Annotated in this window: 13 protein-coding genes and 2 pseudogenes; 14 read left to right on the forward strand and 1 reads right to left on the reverse strand. The window is 65.6% G+C overall.

The genetic code is table 11. The annotated features are described in order from the left end of the window. Positions 1 to 11: 11 nt before the first annotated feature. The 7 genes from J2Y63_RS02905 (at position 12) to J2Y63_RS02935 (ending at position 6,899) form a co-directional block, all read left to right on the forward strand. Positions 12 to 458, forward strand: a complete 447-nt coding sequence (locus J2Y63_RS02905; protein WP_319313142.1) for a cobalamin B12-binding domain-containing protein — start codon at positions 12 to 14, stop codon at positions 456 to 458. Further along, complete coding sequence (meaB, locus tag J2Y63_RS02910) at positions 455 to 1,444, forward strand: methylmalonyl Co-A mutase-associated GTPase MeaB (protein WP_435264840.1); 990 nt, start codon at positions 455 to 457, stop codon at positions 1,442 to 1,444. Before J2Y63_RS02905 ends, meaB begins: the two co-directional genes overlap by 4 nt. Next, entirely contained in the window at positions 1,441 to 3,141 is a 1,701-nt protein-coding gene (locus tag J2Y63_RS02915; RefSeq protein WP_435264841.1) for a methylmalonyl-CoA mutase family protein, read from the forward strand. Before meaB ends, J2Y63_RS02915 begins: the two co-directional genes overlap by 4 nt. Before the next feature lie 11 nt (positions 3,142 to 3,152). Beyond that, positions 3,153 to 3,902, forward strand: coding sequence for an enoyl-CoA hydratase/isomerase family protein (locus J2Y63_RS02920; protein ID WP_435264842.1), 750 nt, complete (start codon positions 3,153 to 3,155; stop codon positions 3,900 to 3,902). A 9-nt stretch (positions 3,903 to 3,911) separates the two neighbouring features. Continuing rightward, the gene (locus J2Y63_RS02925; RefSeq protein ID WP_435264843.1) at positions 3,912 to 5,531 is read left to right on the forward strand and encodes an AMP-binding protein; all 1,620 of its coding nucleotides are present in this window, start codon (positions 3,912 to 3,914) and stop codon (positions 5,529 to 5,531) included. 94 nt (positions 5,532 to 5,625) lie between these two features. Beyond that, on the forward strand, positions 5,626 to 6,162 hold the full coding sequence (locus J2Y63_RS02930; RefSeq protein WP_435264844.1) for a methylated-DNA--[protein]-cysteine S-methyltransferase: 537 nt from the start codon (positions 5,626 to 5,628) through the stop codon (positions 6,160 to 6,162). 101 nt (positions 6,163 to 6,263) lie between these two features. Then, positions 6,264 to 6,899 (forward strand): LysE family translocator, encoded by a 636-nt coding sequence (locus J2Y63_RS02935; protein WP_435264845.1) that lies wholly within the window; start codon positions 6,264 to 6,266, stop codon positions 6,897 to 6,899. Positions 6,900 to 6,908: 9 nt separating this feature from the next. On the opposite strand, the gene J2Y63_RS02940 is transcribed toward J2Y63_RS02935, so the two are convergent. Further along, positions 6,909 to 7,793: a LysR substrate-binding domain-containing protein gene (locus tag J2Y63_RS02940; RefSeq protein ID WP_435264846.1), complete on the reverse strand. Its 885-nt coding sequence runs from the start codon at positions 7,791 to 7,793 to the stop codon at positions 6,909 to 6,911. A 99-nt stretch (positions 7,794 to 7,892) separates the two neighbouring features. Here J2Y63_RS02940 and J2Y63_RS02945 point away from each other — a divergent pair. The 7 genes and pseudogenes from J2Y63_RS02945 to J2Y63_RS02975 all read left to right on the forward strand — a co-directional run bounded on the left by J2Y63_RS02945 (position 7,893) and on the right by J2Y63_RS02975 (position 15,147). Further along, positions 7,893 to 8,645 (forward strand): annotated as a pseudogene (locus J2Y63_RS02945) (sulfite exporter TauE/SafE family protein). 202 nt (positions 8,646 to 8,847) lie between these two features. Beyond that, positions 8,848 to 9,102 (forward strand): DUF2171 domain-containing protein, encoded by a 255-nt coding sequence (locus tag J2Y63_RS02950; protein ID WP_435264847.1) that lies wholly within the window; start codon positions 8,848 to 8,850, stop codon positions 9,100 to 9,102. 134 nt (positions 9,103 to 9,236) lie between these two features. Beyond that, positions 9,237 to 10,269 (forward strand): annotated as a pseudogene (locus J2Y63_RS02955) (Dyp-type peroxidase). Beyond that, positions 10,262 to 11,062, forward strand: a complete 801-nt coding sequence (locus tag J2Y63_RS02960; RefSeq protein ID WP_435264848.1) for a family 1 encapsulin nanocompartment shell protein — start codon at positions 10,262 to 10,264, stop codon at positions 11,060 to 11,062. The pseudogene J2Y63_RS02955 and the gene J2Y63_RS02960 overlap by 8 nt, the downstream one beginning before the upstream one ends. 28 nt (positions 11,063 to 11,090) lie before the next feature. Beyond that, the gene (locus J2Y63_RS02965; protein WP_435264849.1) at positions 11,091 to 12,368 is read left to right on the forward strand and encodes an NAD(P)/FAD-dependent oxidoreductase; all 1,278 of its coding nucleotides are present in this window, start codon (positions 11,091 to 11,093) and stop codon (positions 12,366 to 12,368) included. A 26-nt stretch (positions 12,369 to 12,394) separates the two neighbouring features. Then, positions 12,395 to 12,775 carry a DUF427 domain-containing protein gene (locus J2Y63_RS02970; protein ID WP_435264850.1) on the forward strand — a complete coding sequence of 127 codons (381 nt, stop codon included), beginning with the start codon at positions 12,395 to 12,397 and terminating at the stop codon, positions 12,773 to 12,775. Positions 12,776 to 12,888: 113 nt separating this feature from the next. After that, complete coding sequence (locus J2Y63_RS02975) at positions 12,889 to 15,147, forward strand: mechanosensitive ion channel family protein (RefSeq protein WP_435264851.1); 2,259 nt, start codon at positions 12,889 to 12,891, stop codon at positions 15,145 to 15,147. Positions 15,148 to 15,159: the final 12 nt, after the last annotated feature.

The following is a 15,159-nucleotide window of genomic DNA, read 5'->3' on the forward strand; positions in this document are numbered from 1 at the left end:
AACAACAACCGATGACCGAAACAAACCTTGGCGATGCCGCAACGGCCGAAGCCCCCGAAACCATCCGCGTGCTTGTCGCCAAGCTCGGGCTCGACGGCCATGACCGGGGCGCCAAGGTGGTGGCCCGCATCCTGCGCGATGCGGGCATGGAGGTCATCTATACCGGCCTCTACAAGACGCCGAAGGATGTCGTGCACGCCGCGATCCAGGAAGACGTCGACGTCATCGGCGTCAGCCTGCTCTCCGGCTCCCATGTGCCGTTGTTTCGCGAGCTGTGTCGCTGCCTGCGCGAGGAGGGCGCCGAGCATGTGCTCGTCGTCGCCGGCGGCGTCATTCCCGAGCAGGACTACGCCGCGCTCCTGGAAAGCGGCGTCGACGCCATCGTGCCGCAGGAGGCGCGCGCCGACCTGATCGTCACGACGATCGAAGGCCTCATCGCCGCCCGTGGTCGCATATGACGATCGTCACGCATTCCCGAACGGCAAAGCGTGGCACCTACACGCCCTCCGCCACGCTGGTGAAGGACGTGCTGGCGGGGCGGTCGATCGCCATCGCAAGGATGATCTCGCGCGCCGAAGAAGGCTATCCCGAGGCCGCCGAGGCGCTTGCCGAACTCTACAAACATGGCGGCAATGCCCATATCGTCGGCATCACCGGCGTTCCAGGGGCCGGCAAGTCGACGCTGGTCTCGGCCCTGATCAAGGCCTATGCCGCGGAAGGCCGCAAGGTCGGCGTCATCGCGGTCGATCCGAGCAGCCCCTATTCCGGCGGCGCGATCCTCGGCGACCGCGTGCGCATGAGCGAGACGGCGGCCGCCGGCGGTGCCTTCGTGCGCAGCATGGCGACGCGTGGCCATCTCGGCGGGCTGACGCGTGCGACACTTCAGGCGGTCGATGTGCTCGACGCGGCCGGTTATTCGCCCATCATCATCGAGACGGTCGGGGTGGGCCAGGACGAGGTGGAGGTGGTGACCGCCGCCCACACCGTCGTGGTTCTCTCCGCGCCCGGCCTCGGCGACGATATCCAGGCGATCAAGGCCGGCATCCTGGAAATCGCCGACATCCACGCCGTCAGCAAATGCGACAAGCCGGAGGCATCGGCGACGGTTTCCGCCCTCCAGGGCATGCTGTCGCTCGGCGGCGGGTCCGGCTCACACTGGACGTCGCCCGTCCTGCCGGTCAGCGCCGTTTCGGGCGAACGCATCGCCGAGCTGAAGGACGCCATCGGCGCGCATTGGGCGCATCTGCATGACAGCGGCGAACTCGCCGCGCGCCAGCGTGCCATCTGCAAGACGCGCATCCTCGGCACCGCAAGACATCTATTTCAGCAGAAATTCCAGCAGGAATCCGCAACGCTCGACACGCATATCCGGGCCGTGACGGAACGGCGGATGGACCCGTCCGTCGCCGCGCGCGCCCTGCTGGGTTGGGAGGAAACCCGATGACCGACACCAACCTGTTTTCGACGCAGGCAATCGACAATATCCGCGAAAGCCAGGCGGAATGGGAGGAGGGCGCGCTTGCCGCCTTCCTGAAAACCCGGCCGGAGGAAAAAGCCGTCTACGAGACCGAAAGCGGCATTCCGCTCAAGCGGATCTATACCGCCGCCGACGTTGCCGACATTCCGGCCGACGAACTCGGCTTTCCCGGCGCCTATCCATTCACCCGCGGCGTCTATCCGACCATGTATCGTGGCCGGCCATGGACCATCCGCCAGGTCGCCGGTTTCGGCAATCCGGAAGCAACCAACCAGCGCTACAAATACATGATCCAGACGGGCCAGACTGGCCTTTCGACGGATTTCGACCTGCCAACCCTGCTGGGGCTCGATTCCGACGATCCGATGGCCTTCGGCGAGGTCGGCCGCGTCGGCGTCGCCATCGACACGATGGAGGATGTCGACCGGCTGTTTGATGGGATCGACCTCGAAAAGATTTCGGTCTCGCTGACGATCAACCCTTCGGCCTGGGTCGTCTATGCCATGTTCGTCGCGGTGGCGGAGCAGCGCGGCCTGGATCTCCACAAGCTCACCGGCACCTTGCAGGCCGATCCCTTGAAGGAATATGTCGCGCAGAAGGAATGGATTTATCCGGTCCGCCCGGCCGTGCGCCTGCTGCGCGACCTGATCATGTACAGCGCCAAGGCGACGCCGAAGATCAATCCCGTCAGCCTCAGCGGCTATCATCTCTCCGATGTCGGCGGCAATGCGCTGCAGGAAATCGCCTTCACCATGGCCTTCACCATCTCCTATTGCGAGGAGGTGACGAAGGCCGGCATGGATATCGACGATTTCGCGCCGCGCCTGTCGTTCTTCTTCATCAGCCACCAGGATTTCTTCGAGCAGATCTGCAAGTTCCGCGCAGCCCGTCGCGTCTACGCCAAGATCATGGCCGAGCGCTTCAACGCGAAGAAGCCGGAATCGATGCGCCTGCGCGTGCATGTGCAGACGGCGGCCATGAGCCTCACCAAGGTCGAGCACCACAACAACCTGATGCGCACGGCCATCCAGGCGCTGGGCGCCGTGCTCGGCGGCTGCCAGAGCATGCACACCAACGGCCTCGACGAAGCCTTCGCCATCCCCACCGAAGAGGCGATGAAGCTCGCCATCCGCACCCAGCAGATTATCCGAGAAGAAATCAACGTGACCTCGGTCATCGACCCCCTCGGCGGCTCCTATTTCATCGAGCGCCTGACGAAGGACATGGAGACCGAGATGTGGAAGATGCTCGATGAGGTGCAGGAACGCGGCGGCGCGATCCAACTGGTGGAGGAGGGGTGGTTCCAGCAGAAGCTCGCCGATTCTGCCTACGCGACCTTCAAGAAGATCGATTCCGGCGAGAAGATTTCCGTCGGCGTCAACAAGTTCGCAGACGAGGCGAGCAGCACGGCGGATGTGCACATCCATCCCTATGACGACCATTGCACCCAGTTGCAGATCGACCGCCTGAAGATCATCCGGGCGAACCGCGACGATGCGCGCATCAAATCGCTGATGGCGGAACTCGTCGAGCAGGCCCGCTCGGACGACATCAACCTGCTGCCCACCACGATCGAACTGGTGAAGGCCAAGGCGACCCTCGGCGAAATCTGCAGCGCGCTGCGCGAGGTCTGGGGCTCCTATGACGAACCGATGATCGTGTGAGGAGGCGGATGATGAACCACGCTGTCATTTCCACGGTCGAAGGCCCGATCGCCTGGGTCAAGCTGAACCGGCCGGAGCGGCTGAACGCCATGAACCGGCAGCTTGTGGATGGGCTTTCCGAGGCGCTTGCGGCCGCGGAAGCCGACGAGGGCGTGCGCGCCATTATCCTCCATGGCGAGGGCCGGGCCTTCTGTTCCGGCGACGACCTCAAGGATCTCGACGCGCAGACTGCCTCTGAGGCCGACACACAGGACTGGGTGGAGGCCATCCAGGCTGTCACGCTCCAGATCATGCAGTCGCGTAAAATCGTCATCGCCGCGGTGCACGGCTGGTGCGTCGGCGGCGCGCTGGAATGGGTCATCAACTGCGACTTCCGGCTGTTTGCCGAAACCACCCGCTGGTTCTTCCCTGAGGTGACCTACGGCCTTTTCGTGACGGGCGGCGTGACCGCGCTCCTGACGAAGCAGGTCGGCCCGCAGGTCACCAAGGAACTCCTCATTCTCGGCGAGCGCCATGATGCGCAGAAGGCGCTGGAGGTAGGCATCGCCTGGAAGATCATCGCCGACGACCGGCTGCTTGACGAGGCCCGGCAGCTGGCGTTGACGATCGCCACGCGCCCGGTGGTGGCCGTTGCTGACGTCAAGCGCGCCATCAATGACGGTTTTCATTCATCCCTCGAAGATGCAATGGCGCAGGAGACGGCAGCCACGGTTCGTGGCTTCCTCTCTCCCGAGGCGCAGGCAAAGGCAAAAGAGTTCTGATCCGTGTCCATGACGCCCCATTCCCTTTCGCCCGTTCCGGGCCTTGATGACGCCGAGATCGAAGATCGCGTCCTGCCGAAGATCCTGCTGAAACAGGCCGAGCGCTTCGGCTCCCAGCCTTTCCTCGACCTCGGCGGCCGTTCCGCGAGTTTCGAGGAGATGCTGGATCTTTCCACCCGGCTGGCAAACGGGTTGCGCAAGCTCAGCGTCGGGCGTGGCGACCGGGTGGCGATGCTGCTCCCCAGTTGTATCGAACTCGTCGTGACCTGGTTTGCCGCCTCGCATCTCGGCGCAATCGAGGTGCCGAACAATCCGGGCCTGAAGGGCGATTTCCTCTGCCATAACCTCAACAATTGCGGTGCCGAAGTGCTCGTCGTCGATGCCGATGTGCTGCCCGAACTGGCGATCGTCCAGGACAGGCTGCCGGACGTGCGCACGCTCATATTGGTCGGCGCCGATCCCGCGATGGCGCGCGCGGCGGGGGTGAAGATCGACCGCATTGTACGCTTCGAGGACTGCCTGGCATCGCCCGCGACCCTCGACTTCGCACCCGTCCACTATTCCGATCCCATGGCGATCCTCTACACATCGGGCACGACCGGCCCTGCCAAGGGTGCGCTGATGTCGCATCATCATTGTTACTCCTGGGCGGCGGCCATGGCGGCGAACCTTGGATACACCACCAAGGACAGCTATTTCTCCGCCTTGCCGCTCTTCCACACGGATGCGCAGATGTTCGGCGTCTACCTGCCGCTGATCTACGGCACGAAGGCGACGCTCGCCGACAGTTTCAGCGCCTCGCGCTTCTGGAACCAGGTCCGCGACAGCGGCGCGACGGCGACCAACCTGCTCGGCGCCATGGCCGTCATCCTGATGCGGGCGCCGCCGTCGGATAGTGACGTCGATAATCCCGTGCGGGTCTGCCAGTGCATTCCCATGGTGCCGGACCAGCAGGCGTTCGAGCGCCGTTTCGGCATGCGGCTCGTCACCGGCTACGGCCAGACGGAAACCAGCTTCGTGACGCTCGACACCGTCGATGAGAGCCGGCCCGGCTCCTGCGGCAAGCCGCATCCCGATTGGGAGGTTGCCGTCGTCGACGACAAGGACCGGCCGCTGCCGCCCGGCATGATCGGCGAGATCGTCTCGCGTCCGAAGAAAAGCTGGAGCATGTTTTCCGGCTATTACCGCGCGGAGGCCAAGACCGTGCAGACGCTTCGAAACCTCTGGTATCATTCCGGTGACGCCGGTGTGATGGACGAGGACGGCTGGCTCTATTTCAAGCACCGGCTGAACGAGGCGATCCGGCGGCGCGGCGAAAACATTTCCGCCTATGAGGTGGAGACGCTGGCCGAGCAGCATCCCGATATCGTCGAAAGTGCCGCCTTCGGCATTCCCTCGGAATTCACCGAGGAGGACATCATGGTGGTGGCGTTGCGCCGTGCCGGATCGACGCTGGCGCCCGCCGACTTGCTGGAGCATTTCCGCGAGAAGGCGCCGCGCCACATGGTGCCGCGTTACATCGAGATCACCGACGCGCCGTTGCCGCGAACGCCGACCGAAAAGATTGCCCGCAGCGTCCTGCGCCAGCGCGGTCTCAGTGAGGCGACCTTCGACCGCGGCACGCGTTAGCCCCGCATTTTTCGATTTGAAAGCAAGGACCGGAGGGAGTGCCAGGAAAGGTTCGCCTATCGTCATCGGACAAACAGGTTCGAGGTAAGAGACGATGCGTGAAATCATCCGCTTTGCATGGGGGATCAGCTCCCTGGGCGACTTCGTTGTCGCCATGTCCGACAAGGGCCTTGTCGCCGTGGAATTCAGCTCGCAGCGCGCCGCGATGGAGGATGCATTGCGCAGCCGCTTTCCCGATGCCGAACTGGAGCACGACCAGACGGGGTTTGCCGGCGTGGTCGATGCCGCTGCCGGTCTGATCGACGATCCGGCAACCGGCAGCGACCTGCCGCTCGATCTGCGCGGAACGGCCTACGAGGTGCAGGTCTGGCAGATGCTCCGCGACATCCCTGCCGGCGAGACGACGAACTATGGCGCGCTGGCGGCAAGGCTGGGCACACGCGACGCGCGGGAGGTGACGGTGGCGATCGCCAGCAATCCGCTCGCGATCGTCGTTCCCTGCCACCGCGTCATCAAGACGGACGGCTCGATCTCCGGCTATCGCTGGGGCGTCCAGCGTAAGCGTGCGCTTTTGGCGCGCGAGCAGCGGGCTCACGGACTTGGGGCTGAACCGCGGTCAGAGGCCAGATGAGCCGGGACGGACTTGTCCCGGTTACAATCTGGCCGGTCGCCTTCGCGCTGCCGCGTGGTTTATGATCCTGCTGTACGCCATCTGCAATTGGGGCCGCCGGAATGCCTGCCGATCTTCACCATCTCCTGATCGTCTACACCGCCTATGTGATCGCCGCCGGCAGTCCCGGTCCGAGCAATATGCGCATCATGGGCGTGGCGATGCACCAGGGCAGACGGGCAGCCCTCCTGCTCGCCGCCGGTGTCGTCAGCGGCTCGATCTTCTGGGGCATGATGGCTGCGACGGGCATCTCCGCCATCCTGACCCGCTATGCCGAAGCCCTGTTCGTGCTCAAGATCTTTGGCGGCCTCTATCTGCTCTATCTCGCCTACAAGGCGGGCCGGGCTGCGCTCACCTCCGACGATAAGGCCCGGGAGGCGATGTCGAAGGACGCCGCGCTCTCCGGCGCCTCGCTCTACAGGCGCGGCCTGCTGATGCATCTCACCAATCCGAAATCGATCCTCGCCTGGATCGCGCTGATGACGCTCGGGCTTGGCCCCGGCGCATCGACGCACACGCTCGTCGCCATCCTCGGCGGCTGTGCGGTGCTGAGCGTCACCATCTTCTGCGGCTACGCCATCGTCTTTTCGACGGGGCCGATGGTGCGCCTCTATCGCCGGGCACGGCGCGGGATCGAGGGCACCCTGGCGGTGTTCTTCGGCCTTGCCGGCCTGCGGCTACTGGTGTCGCGGGTCTGAAAAGGCTGCTCACGCTGGCGGTGCGAGAAGATGCTCCATCAGCCCGCGCGCCGTCGGGTCAAGCTCCTCTTCTGCCCGAAAACACAAGAGCAGCCGGCGTCTCGCCCAGGCGTCGGAGAGCCGCACCGAGGTGATCGGCGTGGTGCGCCGGCAGCGGCGCGCGGCGGTTTCGGGCAGGATCGAGATGCCGGCGCCCTCCGCCACCATGCGGCAGACGCCTTCGAAGGTGCGCAGGCGCACGCGCGGGCGCAGCCGGTGGCCGAATTGCGCGGCGTGCCCATCGACATGGTCCTGAAGCGCGCCCGCAAAGCCGATGTAATCCTCGCCGAGGATCTGGCCGAAGGCGACCTGCTTTTCCGTTGAGATCGGGTGGTCGCGCGGGAGCACCACGACGAGCTGGTCCGTTGCAAAGGGCAGGGCGGTGAGCGGGGCTGTCTCGACCGCATCGGAGACGATGCCGATATCCGCCAGCCCATGCTCCAATGCCTTGACGATCTCGGTGCTCGGCCGTTCCGCAAGCTCGATGTCGGCCTTGGGATGCTGCGCCAGCCAGAAGCCGAGCCGGTCGGGCAGGAATTCGGTGATCGCCGCCGTGTTGGCGAGCAGCCGCACGGTGGAGCGGATGCTGCGCGCATGTTCGGATAGCTCCGCCTGCATGGCGCCGACATTGCGCAGGATCAGGCGGGCATGATGCGCCAGTGCCTCCCCCGCACGGGTCGGCGTCACGCCACGACGCGTGCGCACGAAGAGCGACAGGCCGCCCGAGGCTTCCATGTCACGCAGCCGCTCGCTTGCCGCGGCGATGGAGAGGTTGGCCGATCGCGCGCCATGCGTGAGGCTGCCGGCATTGAAGACGGCGAGGAACAGGCGAAGGTCGGCAAGATCGAAGCGCATTGCGGGAGGATAACACGCCACCAGCTTTCGGAAAGACCGAAGGCTGGTGGCGGATATTCCCGATTGCCGCCGGCCCCGCCGGGCGCTCTTAATCGCGGCATGGAACAGAGCGAAACCACATTTCTGATCATCACCGCCGCCTTCTTCGCCGCCGGGCTCGTCAAGGGCGTCACAGGCATGGGCCTGCCCACGGTGGCGATGGGCATCTTGGGCGGGCTGCTCTCGCCGCTGACCGCGGCGGCCCTGCTGCTCATCCCCTCGCTGGTCACCAATGTCTGGCAGCTTCTGGCAGGCCAGCATCTCAAGGCGCTGCTGCTGCGGCTCTGGCCCATGCTGGCCGCAATCGCCCTCGGCACGCTGGCGGGCTCCTTCCTGCTGGCGAGCGGCGAGACCTCCCGCACGACGGTGGCACTTGGGCTGACGCTGGCCGTCTATTCCGCCTACACACTGCTCGCCCGCTAGCACCGGGTGCCGCCCGGCTGGCAGGCGTGGGCATCGCCGGTCGTCGGCCTGGCAACCGGCCTCTTCACCGGCGCGACGGGCGTCTTCGTCATTCCCGCCGTCCCCTATCTGCAGGCACTCGGGCTGGAGCGCGACGACCTGGTGCAGGCGCTCGGTCTGTCGTTCACGGTTTCGACCATCGCGCTCGGCCTGGCGCTGTTCCTGCACGGAACGCTGCCGATGGCGGATGTGAAGGCCTCGACGCTCGCCATCGTGCCGGCACTCGCCGGCATGTTCGCCGGCCAGGCGCTGCGCACGCGGATCAGCCCGCCGGCATTCCGGCGCGGCTTCCTTCTCTGCATGCTCGGCCTCGGCCTGGAGATGGCGCTTCGACCGCTGTTCCTCCCGTGAGGGAACCCCCGGAACTGTTCCCACCTCTCGCCGGTCAGCGGCGGGCACCCCTCCCTTGAAACGGCGTATCCAGCGCTATCTACAGATGCGCCGGCACAAAATCCCCGCCGGCGGCGACCCGACCCTCAACGGCAGGACCCCTTCGTCGGCAAAGGCAAAGGCGGCACGATCCGGCCATTTTCAACCCGACAGGAGAACCGGCATGAGCGGCAACATCGCGGAAAACATGGAAGTCATCGGCGCCGACGGCGTGCATGTGGGCACGGTTGATCGCGTCGAGGCCACCCGCATCAAGCTGAAGAAGGCCGACAGTTTCGGCAAACACGAGGGCCACCACCACTATATCGAACGAGGCTTCGTCGCCGATGTCGAGGGCGACAAGGTGCGCCTTTCGGCCAATGCGGACGTCGCCGTGACGCTGGAGGAGGAGGAATCCGGCCGTCCGGTCGATCTCTAGCCGAACAATGGGGCCGGCTTGCCGGCCCTTTTGCTGCCCTGCGGAATCTTGCCGGGAAGACCTGGATTTTCGATGGCACGGCGCAGCGAGACCCGCTACGTTCCGACAGACAGGTTCTGCCGAACGGATCGAGTATGAATGCAGTCTTGCCTTCCGTGGTTCCCCAGCCGGTCGCAGCGCGGCTGTCGCGCGCGGCCATCTTCCTCGTCGTTACGCTGACGCCCGGCCGAAACGGCGGCGCGCGCGTTGTGCGCCGATCTTTCCGGCCTGCTGCGCGCGGTCGGTTTTCGGGATCTCGAAGGCGGGCTTTCCTGCGTGCTCGGCATCGGCTCAGTGGCCTGGGACCGGCTCTTTGCCGGAGCACGCCCGAAGGACCTGCACCCTTTCCGCGAAATCCGCGGTCGCCACCATGCCGTCTCCACACCCGGCGACCTCCTGTTCCACATCCGCGCCACGCGCATGGATCTCTGCTTCGAGCTCGCGACCCAGATCATGACGCGGCTGGCGAGCCTGGTGTCCACGACTGACGAGGTGCACGGCTTCAGCTATTTCGACGACCGCGACCTGATCGGCTTCGTCGACGGCACGGAAAATCCGGTCGACCAGGCCGCAGTCGACGCAACGATAATCGGCGACGAGGATCCGGATTTTGCCGGCGGCAGCTATGTCATCGTGCAGAAATACCTGCATGACCTGCCCGCCTGGAACCGCCTGCCGGTCTCCGACCAGGAGAAGATCATCGGCCGCGAAAAACTCTCCGATATCGAGCTCGACGATGCCGTCAAGCCGAGCTACGCGCACAACGCGCTGACGAGCATCGAGGAGAACGGCGAGCCGCTGGAAATCCTGCGTGACAACATGCCCTTCGGCGATGTCGGCAAGGGCGAGTTCGGCACCTATTTCATCGGCTATGCGCGCTCGCCGCGCCGTATCGAGATGATGCTGGAGAACATGTTCGTCGGCCGCCCGCCCGGCAATTACGATCGGCTGCTCGATTTCAGCCGCGCTGTGACCGGCACGCTGTTCTTCGTCCCCGCCGCGTCCTTCCTCGATGCGGTATCGCCCGATGCACCCGATACGGCCGCCCCGGCGGACCAACCGCAGCCGAAGCGCCACGACGGCTCGCTCGGCATAGGCTCTCTCAGGAAAGAGGCTTCCCATGAATAACCTGCACCGCGACCTGGCCCCGATTTCCGAGGCCGCCTGGGCCGAGATCGAGGAGGAGGCCAAGCGCACGCTGAAGCGGAACCTTGCCGCGCGCCGCGTCGTCGATCTAGCCGGTCCTTCGGGGCTCGGTCTCTCTGCCGTGGGCACCGGCCATGTCGCGCCGATCGCGCCGCCGGCCGAAGGCGTGCAATCGCTGCGGCGCGAGGTGAAGACGCTGGTCGAGCTCCGGGTTCCGTTCACGCTGTCGCGCAGCGCCATCGACGACGTCGAGCGCGGTTCGCACGATTCCGATTGGGAGCCGGTGAAGGAGGCCATGCAAAAGATTGCCTTCGCCGAGGATCGCGCGGTGTTCGACGGTTATGCCGCCGGCGATATCGAGGGCATCCGCCAGGCCGCGAGCAATCCCGCCATTCCGCTGCCGGCCAGTGCCAAGCGCTATTCGGATGCGGTGGCGCGGGCGGTCGGCCAACTCCGGCTCGCGGGCGTCGAGGGGCCTTATGCGCTGGTGCTGGGCGCGGATGCCTATATGGCGGCAAGCGGCGGCAGCGACGATGGTTATCCGGTCTTCCACCATCTCGAACGGGTGGTGGACGGCGGTATCATCTGGGCACCGGCGATCGAGGGCGGCCTCGTTCTGTCCTTGCGCGGCGGTGATTTCGAGCTGACCGTCGGGCAGGATTTTTCCATCGGCTATCTCAGTCATTCCGCCACCACCGTCGATCTCTATGTGCAGGAAAGTTTCACCTTCCGCACGTTGACCACCGAGGCGGCCGTGGCGCTTTCGCCGGAATAACCGGCCCCGGATCACGAGAGGACATTGCATGGCGGCAAGAGGCGACCACCACATCGTCATCATCGGCGCGGGTTTTGGCGGGCTGGAGGCGGCGCGCAACCTGGCCAAGGGGCCGGTCCGCATCACCGTTATCGACCGGCGCAACCATCACCTTTTCCAGCCCTTGCTATATCAGGCCGCAACGGCGTCGCTGGCGCTGTCGGAGATCGCCTGGCCGATCCGCTCGCTGCTGCGGGGTTACGACAATGTGACGACGCTGCTCGGCAGCGTCACCGGCGTGGATGCGGCGGGCAAGGCGGTGCTGCTGGAGGACGGGCGGGCGATCCCCTACGACACGCTGATCCTCGCCACCGGTGCGCGCCACGCCTATTTCGGCCATGACGAATGGGAGCCGCATGCGCCCGGCCTGAAGACACTGGAGGACGCGACGACGATCCGCCGTCGCATCCTTTCCGCCTTCGAGCGGGCGGAATGGCAGGACGATGCGGCCGAGCGCCGCCGCCTGCTGACCTTCGCCATCATCGGCGCTGGTCCGACCGGCGTGGAACTCGCCGGCACCATCGCCGAACTCGCGCACGAAACGCTGCGCCGCGACTTCCGCAACATCGACACGCGCGAGGCCCGCGTGGTGCTGGTCGAGGCGGGGCCGCGTATTCTCGCGGGCTTCACCGAGGATCTTTCGGCCTATGCCGAACGGGCGCTGACGCGCCTCGGCGTCGAGGTGCGCACGGGCCATGCCGTGTCGCAATGCGATGCCGCCGGCATCACGCTTGGCGACGAGGTTCTGCCGGCCGCGACCATCCTCTGGGCGGCGGGTGTTGCCGCATCGCCGGCTGCCGAATGGCTGCAGGTTCCCGCCGACCGGGCCGGGCGCGTGCTCGTCGCCCCGGACCTCACGGTGCCCGGCTATCCGGATATCTTCGCGGTCGGCGACACCGCCCATGTTGCGATGGGCGAGGGCAAGATCGTTCCCGGCATTGCGCCTGCGGCAAAGCAGGAGGGGCGCTATGTGGCCGGCGTCATCAAGGCCCGGCTCGACGGCAAGCCCGTGCCAAAGCCCTTCGCCTATCGCAACGACGGCAATCTTGCGACGATCGGCAAGCGGGCCGCCATCGTCGATCTCGGCTGGATCAAGCTGAAGGGTCGGCTCGCCTGGTGGACCTGGGGCATCGCCCATGTCTATTTCCTGATCGGCCTGCGCAACCGGCTGACCGTCGCGCTGAGCTGGCTGTGGATCTATTCGACCGGCCAGCGCAGCGCCCGCCTGATCACGCAGGCAAGCGCAGAGGATAGCCGCGGCGGCTAATCCGTTTTATCGGAAAGGTGAAGCAAATGGCGGAAAGAATTGTCAAAATACCGGGTCCGGATCACCCGATTTCCATCGAGCGCATTCCTGCACGCGTCGTCGTGCGCTCGGCGGGCCAAGTGATCGGCAGCTCGCAAAAGGCGCTGCGCCTGCGCGAAGCGACATATCCAGCGGTCGTCTACATCCCCCGCTCGGACATGGACATGACGCTGCTCGAACGGACGGAGCATAAGAGCTATTGCCCTTACAAGGGTGAGGCGAGCTATTTCAGCATTCCGCTCAGCGGCGGCACCAATGCGGCCTGGAGCTACGAAACACCGTATCCGTCCGTCGCGGAAATCGAGGGTCATATCGCCTTCTACGCCGACCGGGTGGAAATCGACGAGGTGCAGGACGTCGAAGGATGAGGCCGGCGTCCTGGCCTTTTCGCCTGACGCCGGCATCGCTTGACTTTGCTTGGGCTTGCATGATCGAACAGTAGGGATTGCTCAACAAGCGCGGGCGGGGGGGATTGAAAAGCATGGTGGCCGGATTCCGTCAGCTTCTGCGGTGCAAGGCGATCCTTGTCGCGATGGCCCTGCTCTTTGCCGGTCCGGCGCTCGCACAGGACGTTGCGGCGCCGCCCGTCGACAAGCTGCGCGAGATTTCGCGCCTGCTTTCCGATCCCGCCGTGGCCACCTGGCTCAACAGTGCCGAGACCGGTCCGGGCAAAGCGGAGGATATCGCTCCCGGCGGCTCCGAATCCATGATGATGGAGACGGGCTACGTCGCCGAAAAGCTGGGCATGATCCAGAACCGGATCGATACCGCCATGCAGGGTAGCATGGAGCTCGGCCCCGGCGCGCACACCGCCATGACGCGGCTTGAGGCCGAAGTCACCAGCCGCGGTCCGCTGCGCCTGTTCTTCCAGCTCCTTCTCGTGCCCGTCCTCGCCATCGGCTTCGAGCGGCTGTTCAACCGCTTGTCGGCCCGGCATTGGCGCCGCCAGGCGGCGGAGCCGCAGGTCGATCCGGTAGGCGTGGTGCCGATCGGCCTGCATGCCTGCGGGCAGGCCATCTGCTTTGCCGTCGGCGCGCTGCTGCCGCTCGCCATCGTCGCCTGGCCGCCCCTGTTGCAGCGCACCGCGCTTATCCTGGCGATCGCCGCCATCATCGTGCGCTTCGGCGGTCTCATCGGCGCCTATATTGTCTGGCTGATCGAACAGCCAACAGACCGCGCGGCCGAAACGCCACTGGCCGAGTCGGTCGTCGTGCCGGAAGGCACGGTGGCTGTGGAAGCGGTGCCCGCCGCCGTGTCCGAGCCGGTCGTGGACATTGTGCCCGCCGATGATCTCCAGCCCTCGGCAAACATCACGCCGGAACGGGTTCGCTACTGGCTCTCGCGGTTCCTGCGCGCCCTGCGCTTCTTCGTCATCGGCTGGATCGTGCTGGAGATGATGCGGGTGTTCGGCTTTTCCAAAGGCTCGATGCTGCTCGTCATGTTCGCCTTCGATTTCGGCCTCTTCGCCATCGCCATAGAAGCGATCTGGTCGCGTCCGCGCCGCCGTGAGCAAACGGACACCGCGCGCAAGATATGGTCTTGGCTGGCAACGGTGGCGGTGATCCTGCTTCTGGTCGTGTGGCTCGCGGGGCTGCACCTGCTCTTTGCAGCCGGCGTGGTCGCACTCCTCCTACCGCCGCTCCTGCGGCTGACGACCGCGGTCGTCGCGCGCCTCCATGGCGGCACCGAGACCAGGCGTCCCACGAGCATGCATTTCGTCATCGGCGAACGCGGCATGCGCGCCATCGTCATCATCCTGTCCGCCTGGTGGATCGCCGCCGTCGCGGGCGTCGATGCCGCCGGCATGATGGGGGCCGGCGACACGCTGGTCAGCCGCGTCGCCCATGCCGCCACGCAGGCGATCGCCGTGCTGCTGATCGCCGATATCGCCTGGCAGTTCCTGAAGGCCGAGATCGCCGTGCGCATGGCCGACAATCCGGCGGATCGCCGCCTCACCGACGATGAGCGCGGCCGCAACGCCCGCATCCGCACGCTGCTGCCGATCCTGCGCAACATCCTCGCCATCACGCTCGCCGCCGTCGCCGTCATGATGGTGCTGACCAGCCTCGGCGTCGATATCGGCCCGCTGATCGCCGGTGCCGGCGTTGCCGGCGTCGCCATCGGTTTCGGCGCGCAGACCATCGTAAAGGACCTGATCTCGGGCATCTTCTACCTGTGGGACGACGCCTTCCGCATCGGCGAGTATATCGAGACCGGCAAATACAAGGGCGTGGTCGAGAGCTTTTCGCTGCGCTCGGTCAAGCTGCGCCACCACCGCGGCCCGCTCACCACGGTGCCCTTCGGCGAACTCGGCGCCGTGCAGAACATGAGCCGCGACTGGTCGGTCATCAAGTTCAACCTCTCCGTGACCTATGACACCGATCTCGAAAAGCTGCGCAAGGTCATCAAGCGCATCGGCACGGAGACGGCGGAAAAGCCCGAATACAAGGATATCCTGCTCGAACCGCTGAAGATGAAGGGCGTGTCCGATTTCGGCGAATATGCCATCGTCGTGCGCGTCGGCTTCACCACCAAGCCGGGCGAACAGTTCATGATCCGCCGCGAGATCATGAACCGCATCAAGCTCGATTTCAAAGCCAACGGCATCCAGTTCGCCTCTCCGACCGTGCATGTCGGCGGTGGCAGCGGCGATGCCCAGGCCGATGCGGCGGCGGCCGAAGCCCATTATCGCCAGCGCCAGCAAGCGCAGACCGCCGCAAACGAAGCGGCGGCGGGCTGAGCAAGGCCCCGG

It is taken from the genome of Shinella sp. BE166 (assembly GCF_051201095.1).
GTDB classification, from domain to species: domain Bacteria; phylum Pseudomonadota; class Alphaproteobacteria; order Rhizobiales; family Rhizobiaceae; genus Shinella; species Shinella lacus.

Excerpts from the sequence above, each read along its gene's own strand:
- J2Y63_RS02960 (WP_435264848.1), top strand. The coding sequence starts at position 10,262 with ATGAATAACCTGCACCGCGACCTGGCCCCGATTTCCGAGGCCGCCTGG.
- J2Y63_RS02965 (WP_435264849.1), top strand. The coding sequence starts at position 11,091 with ATGGCGGCAAGAGGCGACCACCACATCGTCATCATCGGCGCGGGTTTT.
- J2Y63_RS02915 (WP_435264841.1), top strand. The coding sequence starts at position 1,441 with ATGACCGACACCAACCTGTTTTCGACGCAGGCAATCGACAATATCCGC.
- J2Y63_RS02975 (WP_435264851.1), top strand. The coding sequence starts at position 12,889 with ATGGTGGCCGGATTCCGTCAGCTTCTGCGGTGCAAGGCGATCCTTGTC.
- J2Y63_RS02925 (WP_435264843.1), top strand. The coding sequence starts at position 3,912 with ATGACGCCCCATTCCCTTTCGCCCGTTCCGGGCCTTGATGACGCCGAG.
- J2Y63_RS02905 (WP_319313142.1), top strand. The coding sequence starts at position 12 with ATGACCGAAACAAACCTTGGCGATGCCGCAACGGCCGAAGCCCCCGAA.
- J2Y63_RS02940 (WP_435264846.1), bottom strand. The coding sequence starts at position 7,793 with ATGCGCTTCGATCTTGCCGACCTTCGCCTGTTCCTCGCCGTCTTCAAT.
- J2Y63_RS02935 (WP_435264845.1), top strand. The coding sequence starts at position 6,264 with ATGCCTGCCGATCTTCACCATCTCCTGATCGTCTACACCGCCTATGTG.
- J2Y63_RS02950 (WP_435264847.1), top strand. The coding sequence starts at position 8,848 with ATGAGCGGCAACATCGCGGAAAACATGGAAGTCATCGGCGCCGACGGC.
- meaB (WP_435264840.1), top strand. The coding sequence starts at position 455 with ATGACGATCGTCACGCATTCCCGAACGGCAAAGCGTGGCACCTACACG.
- J2Y63_RS02920 (WP_435264842.1), top strand. The coding sequence starts at position 3,153 with ATGAACCACGCTGTCATTTCCACGGTCGAAGGCCCGATCGCCTGGGTC.
- J2Y63_RS02970 (WP_435264850.1), top strand. The coding sequence starts at position 12,395 with ATGGCGGAAAGAATTGTCAAAATACCGGGTCCGGATCACCCGATTTCC.
- J2Y63_RS02930 (WP_435264844.1), top strand. The coding sequence starts at position 5,626 with ATGCGTGAAATCATCCGCTTTGCATGGGGGATCAGCTCCCTGGGCGAC.